The organism is Pseudomonas sp. S09G 359 (genome assembly GCF_002843605.1).
Classification (GTDB): Bacteria; Pseudomonadota; Gammaproteobacteria; order Pseudomonadales; family Pseudomonadaceae; genus Aquipseudomonas.
Window position 1 is genome coordinate 6,287,319 of sequence record NZ_CP025263.1, and the last position, 13,236, is coordinate 6,300,554.

General features: G+C 61.2%; 12 protein-coding genes. 4 read left to right on the plus strand and 8 right to left on the minus strand.

Annotated elements, in window-relative coordinates:
* The first annotated feature begins 86 nt into the window (after positions 1–86).
* Entirely contained in the window at positions 87–1,265 is a 1,179-nt protein-coding gene (locus CXQ82_RS28950; protein ID WP_101273351.1) for an NAD(P)/FAD-dependent oxidoreductase, read from the plus strand.
* Between the two features lie 248 nt (positions 1,266–1,513).
* Positions 1,514–3,697, plus strand: coding sequence for a YccS family putative transporter (gene yccS / locus CXQ82_RS28955; protein ID WP_101273352.1), 2,184 nt, complete (start codon positions 1,514–1,516; stop codon positions 3,695–3,697).
* A gap of 142 nt (positions 3,698–3,839) precedes the next feature.
* Here the strand turns inward: yccS and CXQ82_RS28960 are convergent, their stop codons facing one another.
* Entirely contained in the window at positions 3,840–4,577 is a 738-nt protein-coding gene (locus tag CXQ82_RS28960) for an ABC transporter substrate-binding protein (protein ID WP_101273353.1), read from the minus strand.
* 201 nt (positions 4,578–4,778) lie between these two features.
* Here CXQ82_RS28960 and CXQ82_RS28965 point away from each other — a divergent pair, with 201 nt between their 5' ends.
* Positions 4,779–5,231, plus strand: coding sequence for a GNAT family N-acetyltransferase (locus CXQ82_RS28965; RefSeq protein WP_101273354.1), 453 nt, complete (start codon positions 4,779–4,781; stop codon positions 5,229–5,231).
* A gap of 673 nt (positions 5,232–5,904) precedes the next feature.
* On the opposite strand, the gene CXQ82_RS28970 is transcribed toward CXQ82_RS28965, so the two are convergent.
* The 3 genes from CXQ82_RS28970 to CXQ82_RS28980 are packed head-to-tail and all read right to left on the minus strand — an operon-like array spanning position 5,905 to position 8,869.
* Positions 5,905–6,201: a helix-turn-helix domain-containing protein gene (locus tag CXQ82_RS28970; protein ID WP_101273355.1), complete on the minus strand. Its 297-nt coding sequence runs from the start codon at positions 6,199–6,201 to the stop codon at positions 5,905–5,907.
* A 19-nt stretch (positions 6,202–6,220) separates the two neighbouring features.
* Complete coding sequence (locus tag CXQ82_RS28975) at positions 6,221–6,721, minus strand: M48 family metallopeptidase (RefSeq protein WP_101273356.1); 501 nt, start codon at positions 6,719–6,721, stop codon at positions 6,221–6,223.
* A 42-nt stretch (positions 6,722–6,763) separates the two neighbouring features.
* Positions 6,764–8,869 (minus strand): bifunctional diguanylate cyclase/phosphodiesterase, encoded by a 2,106-nt coding sequence (locus CXQ82_RS28980; protein WP_101273357.1) that lies wholly within the window; start codon positions 8,867–8,869, stop codon positions 6,764–6,766.
* Positions 8,870–9,180: 311 nt separating this feature from the next.
* On the opposite strand from CXQ82_RS28980, the gene CXQ82_RS28990 reads away from it, so the two are divergent.
* Positions 9,181–9,846: a polysaccharide lyase family 7 protein gene (locus tag CXQ82_RS28990; RefSeq protein ID WP_101273359.1), complete on the plus strand. Its 666-nt coding sequence runs from the start codon at positions 9,181–9,183 to the stop codon at positions 9,844–9,846.
* Positions 9,847–10,065: 219 nt separating this feature from the next.
* Here the strand turns inward: CXQ82_RS28990 and fba are convergent, their stop codons facing one another.
* The 4 genes from fba to CXQ82_RS29010 form a co-directional block, all read right to left on the minus strand.
* The gene (gene fba, locus CXQ82_RS28995; RefSeq protein ID WP_003177554.1) at positions 10,066–11,130 is read right to left on the minus strand and encodes a class II fructose-bisphosphate aldolase; all 1,065 of its coding nucleotides are present in this window, start codon (positions 11,128–11,130) and stop codon (positions 10,066–10,068) included.
* A 274-nt stretch (positions 11,131–11,404) separates the two neighbouring features.
* The gene (locus CXQ82_RS29000; protein ID WP_101273360.1) at positions 11,405–11,737 is read right to left on the minus strand and encodes an MliC family protein; all 333 of its coding nucleotides are present in this window, start codon (positions 11,735–11,737) and stop codon (positions 11,405–11,407) included.
* A 62-nt stretch (positions 11,738–11,799) separates the two neighbouring features.
* Entirely contained in the window at positions 11,800–12,027 is a 228-nt protein-coding gene (locus CXQ82_RS29005) for a hypothetical protein (protein ID WP_101273361.1), read from the minus strand.
* 29 nt (positions 12,028–12,056) lie between these two features.
* Entirely contained in the window at positions 12,057–13,220 is a 1,164-nt protein-coding gene (locus tag CXQ82_RS29010; RefSeq protein ID WP_025857657.1) for a phosphoglycerate kinase, read from the minus strand.
* Positions 13,221–13,236 lie beyond the last annotated feature (16 nt).

Genomic DNA, 13,236 nt, shown 5'->3' on the forward strand with positions numbered 1-13,236 from the left:
TCGGTGGCTGACACACTGCATTCGCGAGCAAGCCCGCTCCCACATTCAACTGCATTCCAATTCAGAATTTGTATGAGGACATCGCTGTGCGCTCGACCGAAGTTGTGATCATTGGCGCCGGCGCCGCAGGCTTGATGTGCGCACTGACCGCCGCCGGGCGTGGGCGCAAGGTGATGCTGATCGACCACGCGAACAAGGCCGGCAAAAAGATCCTGATGTCCGGCGGTGGCCGCTGCAACTTCACCAATATGTACACCGAGCCGGCCAACTTCCTCTCGCACAACGCGCACTTCTGCAAGTCGGCCCTGGCGCGCTACACCCAATGGGATTTCATTGCGCTGGTGGCCAAGCACGGCGTGCCGTATCACGAGAAGAAGCTCGGCCAACTGTTCTGCGACAACAAGTCCAGCGACATCCTCGGCATGCTGCTCGACGAGTGCATCCAGACTGGCGTGAGCCTGCACCTGGACACGTCGATCGAGGAAATCGCCAAGCTCGACAGCGGTTATCAGTTGCAAACCACCCTCGGTGAGCTGCGCTGCGAGTCGCTGGTAATCGCCACCGGCGGCCTGTCGATTCCGACCCTGGGCGCCACCGGTTTCGGTTACCAAGTGGCCAAACAGTTCGGCCATGAACTGCTGCCGACTCGCGCAGGACTGGTGCCGTTCACCATCACCGACCAGCTCAAGGAGCTGTGCGGCGAGTTGTCGGGCACTTCGGTGGACTGCCTGGTCAGCTGCAATGACCAGAGCTTTCGCGAGAACATCTTGTTTACCCATCGCGGCCTCAGCGGGCCGGCGATCCTGCAGATTTCCTCGTACTGGGAATCCGGCGACACGGTGGAAATCAACCTGCTGCCCGACCATGACGCCCACAGCTGGCTGCAGGAGCAACAGGTCGAGCGTCCCAACAGCGAGTTGAAAACCCTGCTGGGCGAGATCTTCACCAAGAAGATGGCCAACCTGCTGGCGGAAACCTGGTTCGTGTCCAAGCCGATGAAGCAGTACACCCACGCTGAAATCGCCGACATCGCCGGCAAGTTGTCCAGCTGGCAGCTGATACCGGCGGGCACCGAGGGCTATCGCACCGCAGAGGTGACGCTGGGCGGCGTGGATACGCGGGAAGTGTCGTCCAAGACCATGGAATCGCTGAAAAGCCCTGGCCTGTACTTTATCGGTGAAGTGCTGGATGTGACCGGCCACTTGGGCGGGTTCAACTTTCAGTGGGCCTGGGCTTCGGGCTACGCCGCCGCGCAATTTGCCTGACACAACACGGTAAAAAATGTGGGAGGGGCGGTGCGACGATTCGACTTGCCCCCGATGGCAGTGTTTCAGCTAGCGCATCTGTTGCTGGTACACCGCTATCGGGGGCAAGTCGAATCGTCGCACCGCCCCTCCCACATTTGATTTGCCGCGCCTGCAATAAATTTTATCCGCCAATGTGCTCACCACCCTTGCCGTGACGTCATTGATGCCTCAATTTAGCGGCATCGTCCCGGAAGACTCCAGCCTTCATGTCATCGACCTCGTTCAAGCAGTCCATGCGGCGCCTGTGGGCGCTGGATAAATTCAGTTACAGCGTACGGGTATTCATCGCCCTCACCGGCAGCATGGCGCTGTGCTGGTATCAGGATGAAATGACACTGCTGATCCCGCTGTTCCTGGGGATTATCGCCAGCGCATTGGCCGAGACCGATGACAGCTGGCAAGGCCGCCTGAATGCCCTGGCGGTCACACTGGTGTGTTTCAGCATCGCCGCGCTGTCGGTGGAGCTGCTGTTCCCTTATCCCTGGATCTTTGCCATCGCCCTGGCCCTGGCCAGTTTCTGCCTGACCATGCTCGGCGCGCTGGGCGAACGTTATGGCGCCATTGCGTCGGCGACCTTGATTCTGTCGGTCTACACCATGATCGGCGTGGACCAGCGCGGTGGCGCGGTCTCCGATTTCTGGCACGAACCGCTGCTGCTGGTGGCCGGCGCCGCCTGGTATGGCGCGCTCTCGGTGCTGTGGCAGGCGCTGTTTTCCAACCAGCCGGTGCAGCAGAGCCTGGCGCGGTTGTTCCGCGAATTGGGGCGTTACCTCAAGCTCAAGTCATCGCTGTTCGAACCCATCCGCCAGCTGGATGTGGAAGCGCGCCGCCTGGAACTGGCCCAGCAAAATGGCCGGGTGGTGGCGGCACTGAATGCGGCGAAGGAAATCATCCTGCACCGCGTGGGCAATGGGCGGCCGGGGTCGAAGGTCAGCCGCTACCTGAAGCTGTACTTCCTGGCCCAGGACATCCACGAGCGCGCCAGCTCCTCCCATTACCCCTACAACGCCCTGGCCGACGCGTTCTTCCACAGTGACGTACTGTTCCGCTGTCAGCGCCTGCTGCGCCAGCAAGGCAAGGCGTGCCAGACCCTGGGCGAATCGATCCAGCTGCGCCAACCATTCATCTATGACGACAGCTTCGCCGAAGCCTTGGGCGACCTGAACGCCTCCCTCGAACACCTGCGCATCCAGAGCAACCCGGCCTGGCGCGGCCTGCTGCGTTCGTTGCGGGCCTTGGCGGCCAACCTGTCGACCCTCGACCGTTTGCTCGGCGACGCCAGCAACCCTGACGCCCTGGCCGACGCCACCGACAGCAACCTGCTGGACCGTGCCCCGCGCAACCTGAGGGAAATGTGGACACGCCTACGCACCCAGCTCACACCGACATCGCTGCTGTTCCGCCATGCCCTGCGCCTGGCCCTGGCGCTGACCATCGGCTACGGCACCCTGCACGCGATCCACGCGTCCCAGGGTTACTGGATCATCCTCACCACCCTCTTTGTGTGCCAGCCGAACTACGGCGCCACCCGGCGCAAACTCGGCCAGCGGATTATCGGCACCGCCATCGGCCTGACCGTGGCGTGGGCGCTGTTCGACCTGTTCCCAAGCCCGCTGGTGCAATCGATGTTCGCCATCGCCGCCGGCTTGGTGTTCTTTATCAACCGCACCACCCGCTACACCTTGGCCACAGCGGCCATCACGCTGATGGTGCTGTTCTGCTTCAACCAGGTCGGCGATGGCTATGGGCTGTTCCTGCCGCGCCTGCTCGATACCTTGCTCGGCAGCCTGATCGCGGGCCTGGCGGTGTTCCTGTTCCTGCCGGACTGGCAAGGCCGGCGCCTGAACAAAGTGCTGGCCAACACCCTGACCTGCAACAGCATCTACCTGCGCCAGATCATGCAGCAGTACGCCGCCGGCAAGAGCGACGACCTGGCGTATCGCCTGGCCCGGCGCAATGCCCACAACGCCGACGCGGCGCTGTCCACCACGCTGGCGAACATGCTGATGGAACCGGGGCATTTCCGTAAGGAAGCCGACGTGGGCTTTCGCTTCCTGGTGCTGTCGCATACGTTACTCAGCTACTTGTCCGGCCTGGGCGCACACCGCGAAACCCAACTGCCGGCCGAGGTGCGCGAACACCTGATCGGCGGCGCGGGCAATACCCTCGCCGCCAGCATCGATGAAATCGCCACGGGGCTGGCCAACAAGCAGCCGATTGCGATTCAGAGCGACGCCGAGGAAGCCCTGGCGGCGGACCTGGAGCAGATGCCGGATGAGATTGATGAAGGGCAGCGGTTGGTGCAGACGCAGTTGGCGTTGATTTGTCGGCAGTTGGGGCCGTTGCGCACGTTGGCGGCGCATCTGATCAAAGATACCAGCGCGGCTTAAAATTGTGGCGAGCGAGCTTGCTCGCGTTGGGCTGCGAAGCAGCCCCACCAAGACCACCACAGTGTTTCAGGCACATTGAGTTGCGTGGTTTTGGGGCCGCTTCGCGCCCCAACGCGAGCAAGCTCGCTCGCCACAGAAAGCATCACATACCGTGCTGCTTCATCAACCGCGCATAACTACCATCCGCCTTCATCTTCGCAATCTCCCGGTCAAACCCGGCCACGATCTGCGCATGGTCAGGGTTCTTCAAGCTGACCAGGATATGCAGGCTGTTTTCACTCAACGGCTTGGGCAGAAACTCCACCGCATTGCGCACCCGCGCCGATTCGCGCGACAGGTAATAACGCGCCACATATTCATCTTCCACCGTCAGCCGCACGCGCTCCGCCGCCAGCATGCGCACGGCCATGGCGAAGTTATGCACAGGCACTTTCTGCAACTGCGCATCCCCATCGAACGCCGCCGAATACGCATAGCCGCGCACCACGGCGATGGGGTAGTCGTGCAGTTGCTCGAGATTCTGGAACTCAATGGGATCGTCGCGGCGCTTGATGAAACGCACGCGGTTAAGCAGGTATTCGCCGGAGAACTCGCCCAACCGCGTACGCGCATCGTCGTACCAGGCGTTGACCAGCACGTCATAACGGCCGTCGCCCACGCCCATCAGCGCCCGGGCCCAGGGTACTTGCTCGAAATCACTGGCATAACCCGCACGGGCCAAGGCCGTGCTGACGATGTCGGTGGCCAACCCGCCATTGATCAAGGTGGAATCGGTAAAGGGTGGCCAGGCATCCGCGACCAGGCGCAGACGCTGTGCGAATGCCGGCTGGGCCAGCAACAACACTCCAATCAAAGCAACGGCACGAGAGAATCGCGGCATGCTCAAAGTCCTTGGCAGGCAGGCGTTGGCACTAAATCAGGCGGTACCTGAGGCTGTAACAGTAGCTCAGATTACACAAACCAACGGCGGGCGCATGCACTCAATGATGGCAAATTGATTTCACTCACAAAAATAGCTGATTTAGACAGTATCGCCTGCTGCGCTTACTATCCGGCACAGACATTTATAAGAGAACACGCCATGACAGTTGAATGGGTCTGCAAACATCACGATGACCTCGGCAAGGAGCAGCTGTACGCCATCCTGCGCCTGCGCAACGAGGTGTTTGTTGTCGAGCAGAAATGCGTTTATCAGGATCTCGACGGGCAGGATCTGGACGGCGACACCCACCACCTGATGGCCTGGCAGGACGACCAGTTGGTGGCCTACCTGCGCCTGCTGGACCCGGAGTCCCAGGGCGGTGACGTGGTGGTCGGTCGGGTAATCGTGGCGCCCGTCGCGCGCGGCACCGGGCTGGGGCACCAGATGATGAGCGAGGCGCTCAAGCAGATTGACGACATCTGGCCGCAGACACCGATATTCCTGTCAGCCCAGGCGCACCTGCAAGGGTATTACGGGCGGTACGGGTTTGTGGTGGCAGGTGAGGAATACCTGGAGGATGACATTCCACACATCGGCATGCGCAAGGCTTAGGAAGCAGCGCTTTACTGTGGCGAGCGGGCTTGCCCGCGTTGGGCTGCGCAGCAGCCCCATTAAGGCCGCCGCGGTGTGTCAGGGGGGTTGAGTTGCCTGGTTTCGGGGCTGCTTCGCCGCCCAACGCGGGCAAGCCCGCTCGCCACAACAAGCTCGCTCACCACGGGGTTACGGATACCCCAACACCTGGGCGATACGGGTTTGTGGTGGCGGGTGAGGAATACCTGGCACATCGGCATGCGCAAGGCTTAGGAAGCAGCGCTTTACTGTGGCGAGCGGGCTTGCCCGCGTTGGGCTGCGCAGCAGCCCCATTAAGGCCGCCGCGGTGTGTCAGGGAGGGTTGAGTTGCCTGGTTTCGGGGCTGCTGCGCCGCCCAACGCGGGCAAGCCCGCTCGCCACAACAAGCTCGTTCACAACGGGGTTACGGATACCCCAACACATGGGCGGTACGGGTTTGTGGTGGCGGGTGAGGAATACCTGGCACATCGGCATGCGCAAGGCTTAGGAAGCACCGCTTTACTGTGGCGAGCGGGCTTGCCCGCGTTGGGCTGCGCAGCAGCCCCATTAAGGCCGCCGCGGTGTGTCAGGGGGGTTGAGTTGCTTGGTTTCGGGGCTGCTGCGCCGCCCAACGCGGGCAAGCCCGCTCGCCACAACAAGCTCGCTCACAACGGGGTTACGGATACCCCAACACCTGCTTGATCGACACCAGATTCGCCTCGATCCACCGCCGATCAATCGCCCCCCAACTGTGAATCCGATAGCGCCCGGCATGGTTACGCGCACCGTCTTCCTGCTCAAACTCACACACGATATCCAGGTCGGCCAATGCCGCGATGGTGTCCTGCGCTGTGCGCCGGGGCATGCCCGTGGCGTCGGTCAGCGCCGGCACGCTGCTGGCCTGGCCGCTGTCGATCAGGTAGGCCACATACAGGCGGCGGTAGAAGCTGCTCTTGGTCTTGCTCACATCCATGGTCGGTCGCCTTGTGCGGTCAGGGCTTGCCCTGCAGGTCGCGATACGTGAGGTACACCCGCAGGTCGAATTCCACCTGATGGTAGCCGGGCATCATGTATTCGCAGAGTTTATAGAACGCCTTGTTGTGGTCCGATTCCTTGAAGTGCGCCAGCTCATGCACCACAATCATGCGCAGGAACTCCGGCGCGGCCTCCTTGAACAGCGCGGCAATCCGAATCTCCTTTTTGGATTTGAGATTGCCGCCCTGCACCCGCGAAATCGTGGTGTGCAGGCCCAGGGCGCGGTGGGTCAGGTCCAGGCGGTTATCGAACAGCACTTTGTCGATGGACGGCGCGTTGCGCAGGTGTTCCTGTTTCAACGCCAGCGCGTAGGCGTACAGCGCCTTGTCACTCTGCACGGCATGGCGCTCGGGGTAACGTTGTTCCAGGTAGGCGCCCAACTGATCCTTGGCAATCAGCTGGCGCACTTGCTCTTGAAGGGCTGCGGGGTAGGCCTGGAGGTATTTCAGCGCGGTCATGGGGTCTGCAACAGGGTTCGGATAGGCGCCAGTGTAGCGAATTCAGCGCACGCGGGCGCGTGACCAATCGGCGACGGCTTCAGCCATCAATGGCGGGGCCGCCCAAGGACCCTGGATAAACGGGCAGCCATTAGCCTTGAGCCACTGGGCTTGCTCATGGGTTTCCACGCCCTCGGCCACTACCAGCACATCAAAATGCCCGCACAGCTCGATAATGCTCCGCGCCATGACCGCATCCCGTGCCGAGCCTGGCAGGCGCGCGACCAAACGCGGGTCAAGCTTGAGCGTGTCAAACGCCAAGTCACGCAGATGCGCCAGGGAACACTGGCCCATGCCAAAGTCATCCAGGGCGATACGCACCCCGATCCGACGCAGCAACTTGAGCTGCTTGGCCGACTCGTCCAGGTTAATCATCAGGCAGTCTTCGCCGATTTCCACTTCCAACTGGCGTGGCTGCAGGCCGTGGCGTTCAAGCACCTGGGTCAACTGGTTGGCCAGGTTGGGCATATTGAACTGGCTGCTGCTCAGGCTCACGCTCAACACCAACTCATCATCAAAGGTGGTTTGCCAGGCCTGGCGTTGAGCGGCGACCTGCTGGTAGATCCACGCGCTCAATTGGCTGATCAGCCGCGCCTCTTCCAGCAACGGCAAAAACAACCCGGGCGGCACGTCGCCAACACTGGGGTGCTGCCAGCGTAGCAGCGCTTCGACACCGCGCAGACGTCCGTCATCCAGCGCCACCTGCGGCTGATACACCAGGGTGAATTCCTTGTTTTGAATCGCCGTGCGCACGCTGTCTTCCAGCATCAGCCGCGAACGGGCGCGGCCATTCATTTCCTGGTCGTAATAGCGATATTGCTGACGCCCCGCGCGCTTGGCTTCGTACATGGCGATGTCGGCGGCACGCAGCAGGCCATTCAAGTCCGAACCACAATCGGGGAAAGTAGCAATGCCGATGCTGACGCCGAGCATCACATCCAGGCCTTCCACCTGCTGGCACACAGACACGCGCTCAATCAATTTTTCTGCAACCTTCGCCGCCTGCTCCGGGAATTCCACCTCCAGCAGCGCGGTAAATTCATCCCCACCCATGCGCCCGAGAATGTCGGCGGAGCCCAGGCAACCCTGCAACTGCTCCGAGACCCAGCGCAGCACCCGGTCGCCGGCATCATGGCCGAGTGAATCGTTGACCCGCTTGAAACCATCCAGGTCCAGGTACAGCAATACCAGAGCCGGGTCGCCGCGCTCGCTGCGCAGCAAAGTGTGCTCAACCGCCTGGTAGAAACCACGGCGGTTCAGCAGCCCGGTCAACGGGTCGGTGACGGCCTGGAACTCCAGCTGTTGATGCAGGTGGCGCACTTCGGACATGTCCAGCACGGTCACCACCATGGCCTTCTGCTCGGCCGGCAACGGCGCGCACGACAAGGCCACCGGTACCTGCTGGCCACGCCCGGTGCGCAAGAGGGCGTCATGCAGGCGCCAGGTTTCGCCCTTGCGATAACCCGCGTACATCTGCGAATCCAGCCAGGCCGGCACATGGGGCTTTTGCAGAAAGCCGAGGAACTCCTGGCCTTGCAGCTCTTGGATCGTGGCATTGAGCAGGCGCGAGATCGCTGGGTTGGCGTATTCGATCACACCGTCCTCGCTCACCACCAGAATGCCTTCGGCGGCGTTATCCAGCACCGAGGCGTTGAAAGCGCGGGCAGACTCCAGGTCATGGCTCAGGCGCTGCAAGGCCCGGCGGTTGCGCTGGTGCTCCAGCAATGCCTGGACCTTGGGCTTGAGGATGTGCGGGTCAAAGGGTTTGAACAGGTAGTCGATGGCGCCACTGGCATAGCCTTCCAGCACGGCGGCTGGGGATTGTTCATTGGCACTCAGGAAGATGATCGGCGTCATGCGCGTACGCTGGCTGCCGCGCATCAGGCGGGCCACTTCGAAGCCGTCCATGCCGGGCATCTTCACGTCCAGCAGCACCAGGTCGACGTCGTGCACCAATAACAATTCGAGGGCTTCCACGCCGGAGCCAGCGGTGATCACCTGCCAGTCTTCGCGCTGCAAAAGTGCGTGCATGCTGAGCAGGTTTTCCGGGTAGTCATCGACCACCAGAAGAACCGAACCGCCATCGCCGTAGTGTGGAGCGCATTCCATGCTGCTTCTCTTCCTTAGGAGCCACTCCGGTCACTTCTGGGAGAAAACCCGGACAAACATTGAGGCCTCACTCTATCCCCGGTTCCGAAAAATCAGAAGTAACCTCAGTGCCATCATTGCGCCAAAGTTCAGGAAGCCGACTAACGGTAAGTGCCTGCAGGCCACGTTTCATGGGAAATGTGGCTTTTTGGCACTATTTTGGCGCCAAACATTTGCCATCCAATAATTAACAAGCGGGTGACTACCGCCTATAAAGAACCTGTCTGGCCCAAGGGCCATAGCCTACACCCCTCTGTAAAAAGGCCTACGCCATGATCGACCTCTCCACTTGGAACCTGAGCATTCCCGTCGGCTCGCCCCCCGCGACCATCGACACCCCCAAACTGCTTAGCGGGTTCAAGGACCAGTACTTCCAGGCCGAAGGCAGTAACGTGCAATTCTGGACACCGGTGACCGGCACGCGCACCGAAAACGCGGTGTACCCGCGCAGCGAACTGCGCGAAACCTACGCTGACGGCCGCCTGCGCAACTGGACCTACCCCGACGCCGACAACTTCCTGCGCGCCACCCTGGCCGTCAACCAGGTGCCCTCCAGCGGCAAGATCGTCATCGGGCAGATTCACGCCTACGACAGCCAGAAACCGTTGATCAAGCTGGAATACCAGTTCAAGGAAAAAACCCAGACCGGCAACATCGTCGCCAAAGTGCGCATGCGCCCGGATGAAGACGAAGGCCGGGTGATCATCGTCGCGGCCAATGTGCCGCTGGAGAAGAGCTTTACCTACGTGATCAACCTCAATAAGGCCGGCCTGCTCAGCGTGTACGCCGCCGACGGTGAGTGGAACGAGCGCATTGGCGCGGCGTGGGGTGCCAAGCCCCTGTACTTCAAGGCCGGCGCGTATGTGCAGGACAACAGTGGCGACAGCAAGGAAGGCGCGCGGGTGACGTTTGCCAAGCTGGATATTGATCACGACTGAGTGTGGCGGTGTTTTATGTAGGGCTTGCTAAATGCTGGGAGGTGGCTCGTCCCCGAGGGTGGACTGTCAGCTAGTACAGCTTTAACTGACCCACCGCAATCGGGGGCAAGCCCCCTCCCACATTGGTTCCTAGGCTGCCTGAGGATTCGGTGTTGGTCCTACATTTCCAGCCACAAAAAAGCCCGCATCGCTGCGGGCTTTTTCATTAGCGCGTAGGGCTTAGTTGACCTTGGCGTTCAACTCACCTTTCAAGTAACGCTGGTACATCGCTTCCAACGAGATCGGCTTGATCTTCGAAGCGTTGCCAGCGGTACCGAAGGCTTCGTAACGCGCGATACATACGTCACGCATCGCAGTCACGGTAGCACCGAAGAATTTACGTGGGTCAAATTCGCTCGGGTTGGTGGCCATCAGGCGACGCATCGCACCGGTGGATGCCAGGCGCAGGTCGGTGTCGATGTTGACCTTGCGCACGCCGTACTTGATGCCTTCGACGATTTCTTCAACCGGTACGCCGTAGGTTTCTTTGATGTCGCCGCCGTACTGGTTGATGATCGCCAGCCACTCTTGCGGTACCGAGGAAGAACCGTGCATCACCAGGTGGGTGTTAGGGATGCGCTTGTGGATTTCCTTGATGCGGTCGATGGCCAGCACGTCGCCGGTAGGCGGCTTGGTGAACTTGTAGGCGCCGTGGCTGGTGCCGATGGCGATGGCCAGGGCGTCGACCTGGGTCTTCTTGACGAAGTCCGCGGCCTCTTCCGGGTCGGTCAGCATCTGGCTGTGATCCAGCACGCCTTCAGCGCCGATGCCGTCTTCTTCGCCGGCCATACCGGTTTCCAGGGAACCCAGGCAGCCCAGCTCGCCTTCAACCGAAACGCCACAGGCATGAGCCATGGCTACCGTTTGTTGGGTAACGCGTACGTTGTACTCGTAGTCGGTAGGGGTCTTGCCGTCTTCGCCGAGGGAGCCATCCATCATCACCGAGCTGAAGCCCAGTTGGATGGAACGCTGGCACACGTCAGGGCTGGTGCCGTGGTCCTGGTGCATGCACACCGGGATGTGCGGGAATTCTTCGATCGCGGCGAGGATCAGGTGACGCAGGAACGGCGCACCGGCGTATTTCCGGGCACCGGCCGAAGCCTGGACGATCACTGGGGAGTCGGTCTTGTCAGCGGCTTCCATGATGGCGCGCATCTGCTCAAGGTTGTTGACGTTAAAGGCTGGGACGCCGTAGCCGAACTCGGCTGCGTGGTCCAGCATTTGACGCATGCTGATAAGTGCCATTGTGTTGTCTCTCCCGGTCGAGGGTCGTTAATCGTGCAAGCCTGCCGTAGCGGCGGCTGCTATTCAAGTTATTGCAGGTCAGGCTTTGCATGCCTGGCCTGCTGAATCGTTATTGCAGTGTCCGGCCCACCACCTATGCCACTTTGGAACCGAATTTAATGTGGGAGGGGGCTCGCCCCCGATGCCAGTGGATCAGCCAGCACATGGGTGTGCTGACACACCGCTATCGGGGGCAAGCCCCCTCCCACATTTGGATCTCATCAAATTTGAGGCCTTACTGGGCTTTGCAGCCCCGCCCGATCAAATCATCGGTGGCAACCCAGTAAACCAGGCCTTCCTCACCTTTTGTGTGAAACGCCAACTGGTCGTTGCTGTACAGCACGCCCGAGGCGGCAACGTCCTGTTTGAGGCGGTAAACCTGATCGGAACCACCGAGGCGTACATCCACCTCGGATTTGGCCTGATTGGCAAAGCGCCAGTTGACCTCGGCCTTGCTGTCGCAGGTCCAGGTGGTCCATTTATCGGCAGGCTCTGCCTTGTTGAACATGTTCATGTTGCTGCAACCGGCCAGTAGGGCCAGGGCTGCCAGGGCGAAAACGCCTTTCATTGCCAATCCTCGAACGCAGGCCTTAAGGGCCTGCACTGCTGTCGGTTAGTTGATCAGACCCGTCAAGGGCAACCCTGTTCCTGACCGTTGGGCGCGGCGTCGTATTTCTCCAGCCGTTCGTTGCCGATGCGCTTGTTGATCACCGGCATGGTCTCGGCTTGCCAGTCTGCCTGGTAGCAGCTCTTTTTCTGCTCAGGCGCCGGTTTCCCGGCCTCAGGCGCAGCGTTTGGCGTGCTGCCGCAGCCGGCCAACAGGCCCGCTGCGAGCATCAGTGCCAACGACTTGATCATGGGAATACTCCTTTTCCGGATCACAAGCCTCAGCCTTTGGCCCGGGTTTCCAGCACTTCAACGGCCGGCAGTACTTTGCCTTCGACGAATTCGAGGAATGCGCCGCCACCGGTAGAAATGTAGGAGATCTGGTCAGCAACGCCATATTTATCGATGGCCGCCAGGGTGTCACCGCCACCGGCGATGGAGAAGGCCGAGCTCTCGGCAATCGCCTTGGCCAGTACTTTGGTGCCATTGCCGAACTGGTCGAATTCGAACACACCGACCGGGCCGTTCCACAGAATGGTCTGGGAAGCTTTCAGCAACTCGGCGAAGTTAGCTGCGGTTTGTGGGCCGATATCCAGGATCATGTCGTCGGCGGCCACGTCAGCGATCAGCTTGACGGTGGCTTCGGCACTTTCAGCGAATTCCTTGGCAACCACCACGTCCACCGGCAGCGGCACGCTGACCTTGGCGGCAATGGCGCGAGCGGTGTCGAGCAGGTCCGGCTCGTACAGGGACTTGCCCACCGGGTGGCCGGCTGCGGCCAGGAAGGTGTTGGCAATGCCGCCGCCGACGATCAGTTGGTTACAGATCTGGCTCAGGCTGTTGAGCACGTCCAGCTTGGTCGACACTTTCGAGCCCGCCACGATGGCCGCCATCGGCTGGGCTGGAGCGCCCAGTGCCTTGCCCAGTGCATCCAGTTCAGCGGCCAGCAACGGGCCGGCGGCGGCAACCTTGGCGAACTTGGCCACGCCGTGGGTGGAGCCTTCGGCGCGGTGCGCGGTACCGAACGCATCCATCACGAACACGTCGCACAGGGCCGCGTATTGCTGGGCCAGTTCGTCACTGTTCTTTTTCTCGCCTTTGTTGAAGCGCACGTTTTCGAACAGCACGATGTCGCCGGCTTTCACGTCCACACCACCCAGGTAGTCAGCCACCAGCGGCACGTCACGGCCCAGGGCTTTGCTCAGGTAGTCGGCTACAGGCTTGAGGCTGTTTTCGGCGGAGAACTCACCTTCGGTCGGGCGACCCAGGTGGGAGCAGACCATCACGGCCGCGCCTTTTTCCAGGGCCAGCTTGATGGTCGGCAGCGAGGCCAGGATACGCGCATCGCTGGTGACAACACCGTCCTTGACTGGGACGTTGAGGTCTTCGCGAATCAGTACGCGCTTACCTTGCAGATCGAGGTCGGTCATCTTCAACACGGTCATGGGTCGCAGTTCCTGA

What these genes read in the sequence shown, in the direction of transcription:
- yccS (WP_101273352.1), top strand. Translation starts at nt 1,514, where the DNA reads ATGTCATCGACCTCGTTCAAGCAGTCCATGCGGCGCCTGTGGGCGCTG.
- CXQ82_RS28960 (WP_101273353.1), bottom strand. Translation starts at nt 4,577, where the DNA reads ATGCCGCGATTCTCTCGTGCCGTTGCTTTGATTGGAGTGTTGTTGCTG.
- CXQ82_RS28965 (WP_101273354.1), top strand. Translation starts at nt 4,779, where the DNA reads ATGACAGTTGAATGGGTCTGCAAACATCACGATGACCTCGGCAAGGAG.
- CXQ82_RS28970 (WP_101273355.1), bottom strand. Translation starts at nt 6,201, where the DNA reads ATGGATGTGAGCAAGACCAAGAGCAGCTTCTACCGCCGCCTGTATGTG.
- CXQ82_RS28975 (WP_101273356.1), bottom strand. Translation starts at nt 6,721, where the DNA reads ATGACCGCGCTGAAATACCTCCAGGCCTACCCCGCAGCCCTTCAAGAG.
- CXQ82_RS28980 (WP_101273357.1), bottom strand. Translation starts at nt 8,869, where the DNA reads ATGGAATGCGCTCCACACTACGGCGATGGCGGTTCGGTTCTTCTGGTG.
- CXQ82_RS28990 (WP_101273359.1), top strand. Translation starts at nt 9,181, where the DNA reads ATGATCGACCTCTCCACTTGGAACCTGAGCATTCCCGTCGGCTCGCCC.
- fba (WP_003177554.1), bottom strand. Translation starts at nt 11,130, where the DNA reads ATGGCACTTATCAGCATGCGTCAAATGCTGGACCACGCAGCCGAGTTC.
- CXQ82_RS29000 (WP_101273360.1), bottom strand. Translation starts at nt 11,737, where the DNA reads ATGAAAGGCGTTTTCGCCCTGGCAGCCCTGGCCCTACTGGCCGGTTGC.
- CXQ82_RS29005 (WP_101273361.1), bottom strand. Translation starts at nt 12,027, where the DNA reads ATGATCAAGTCGTTGGCACTGATGCTCGCAGCGGGCCTGTTGGCCGGC.
- CXQ82_RS29010 (WP_025857657.1), bottom strand. Translation starts at nt 13,220, where the DNA reads ATGACCGTGTTGAAGATGACCGACCTCGATCTGCAAGGTAAGCGCGTA.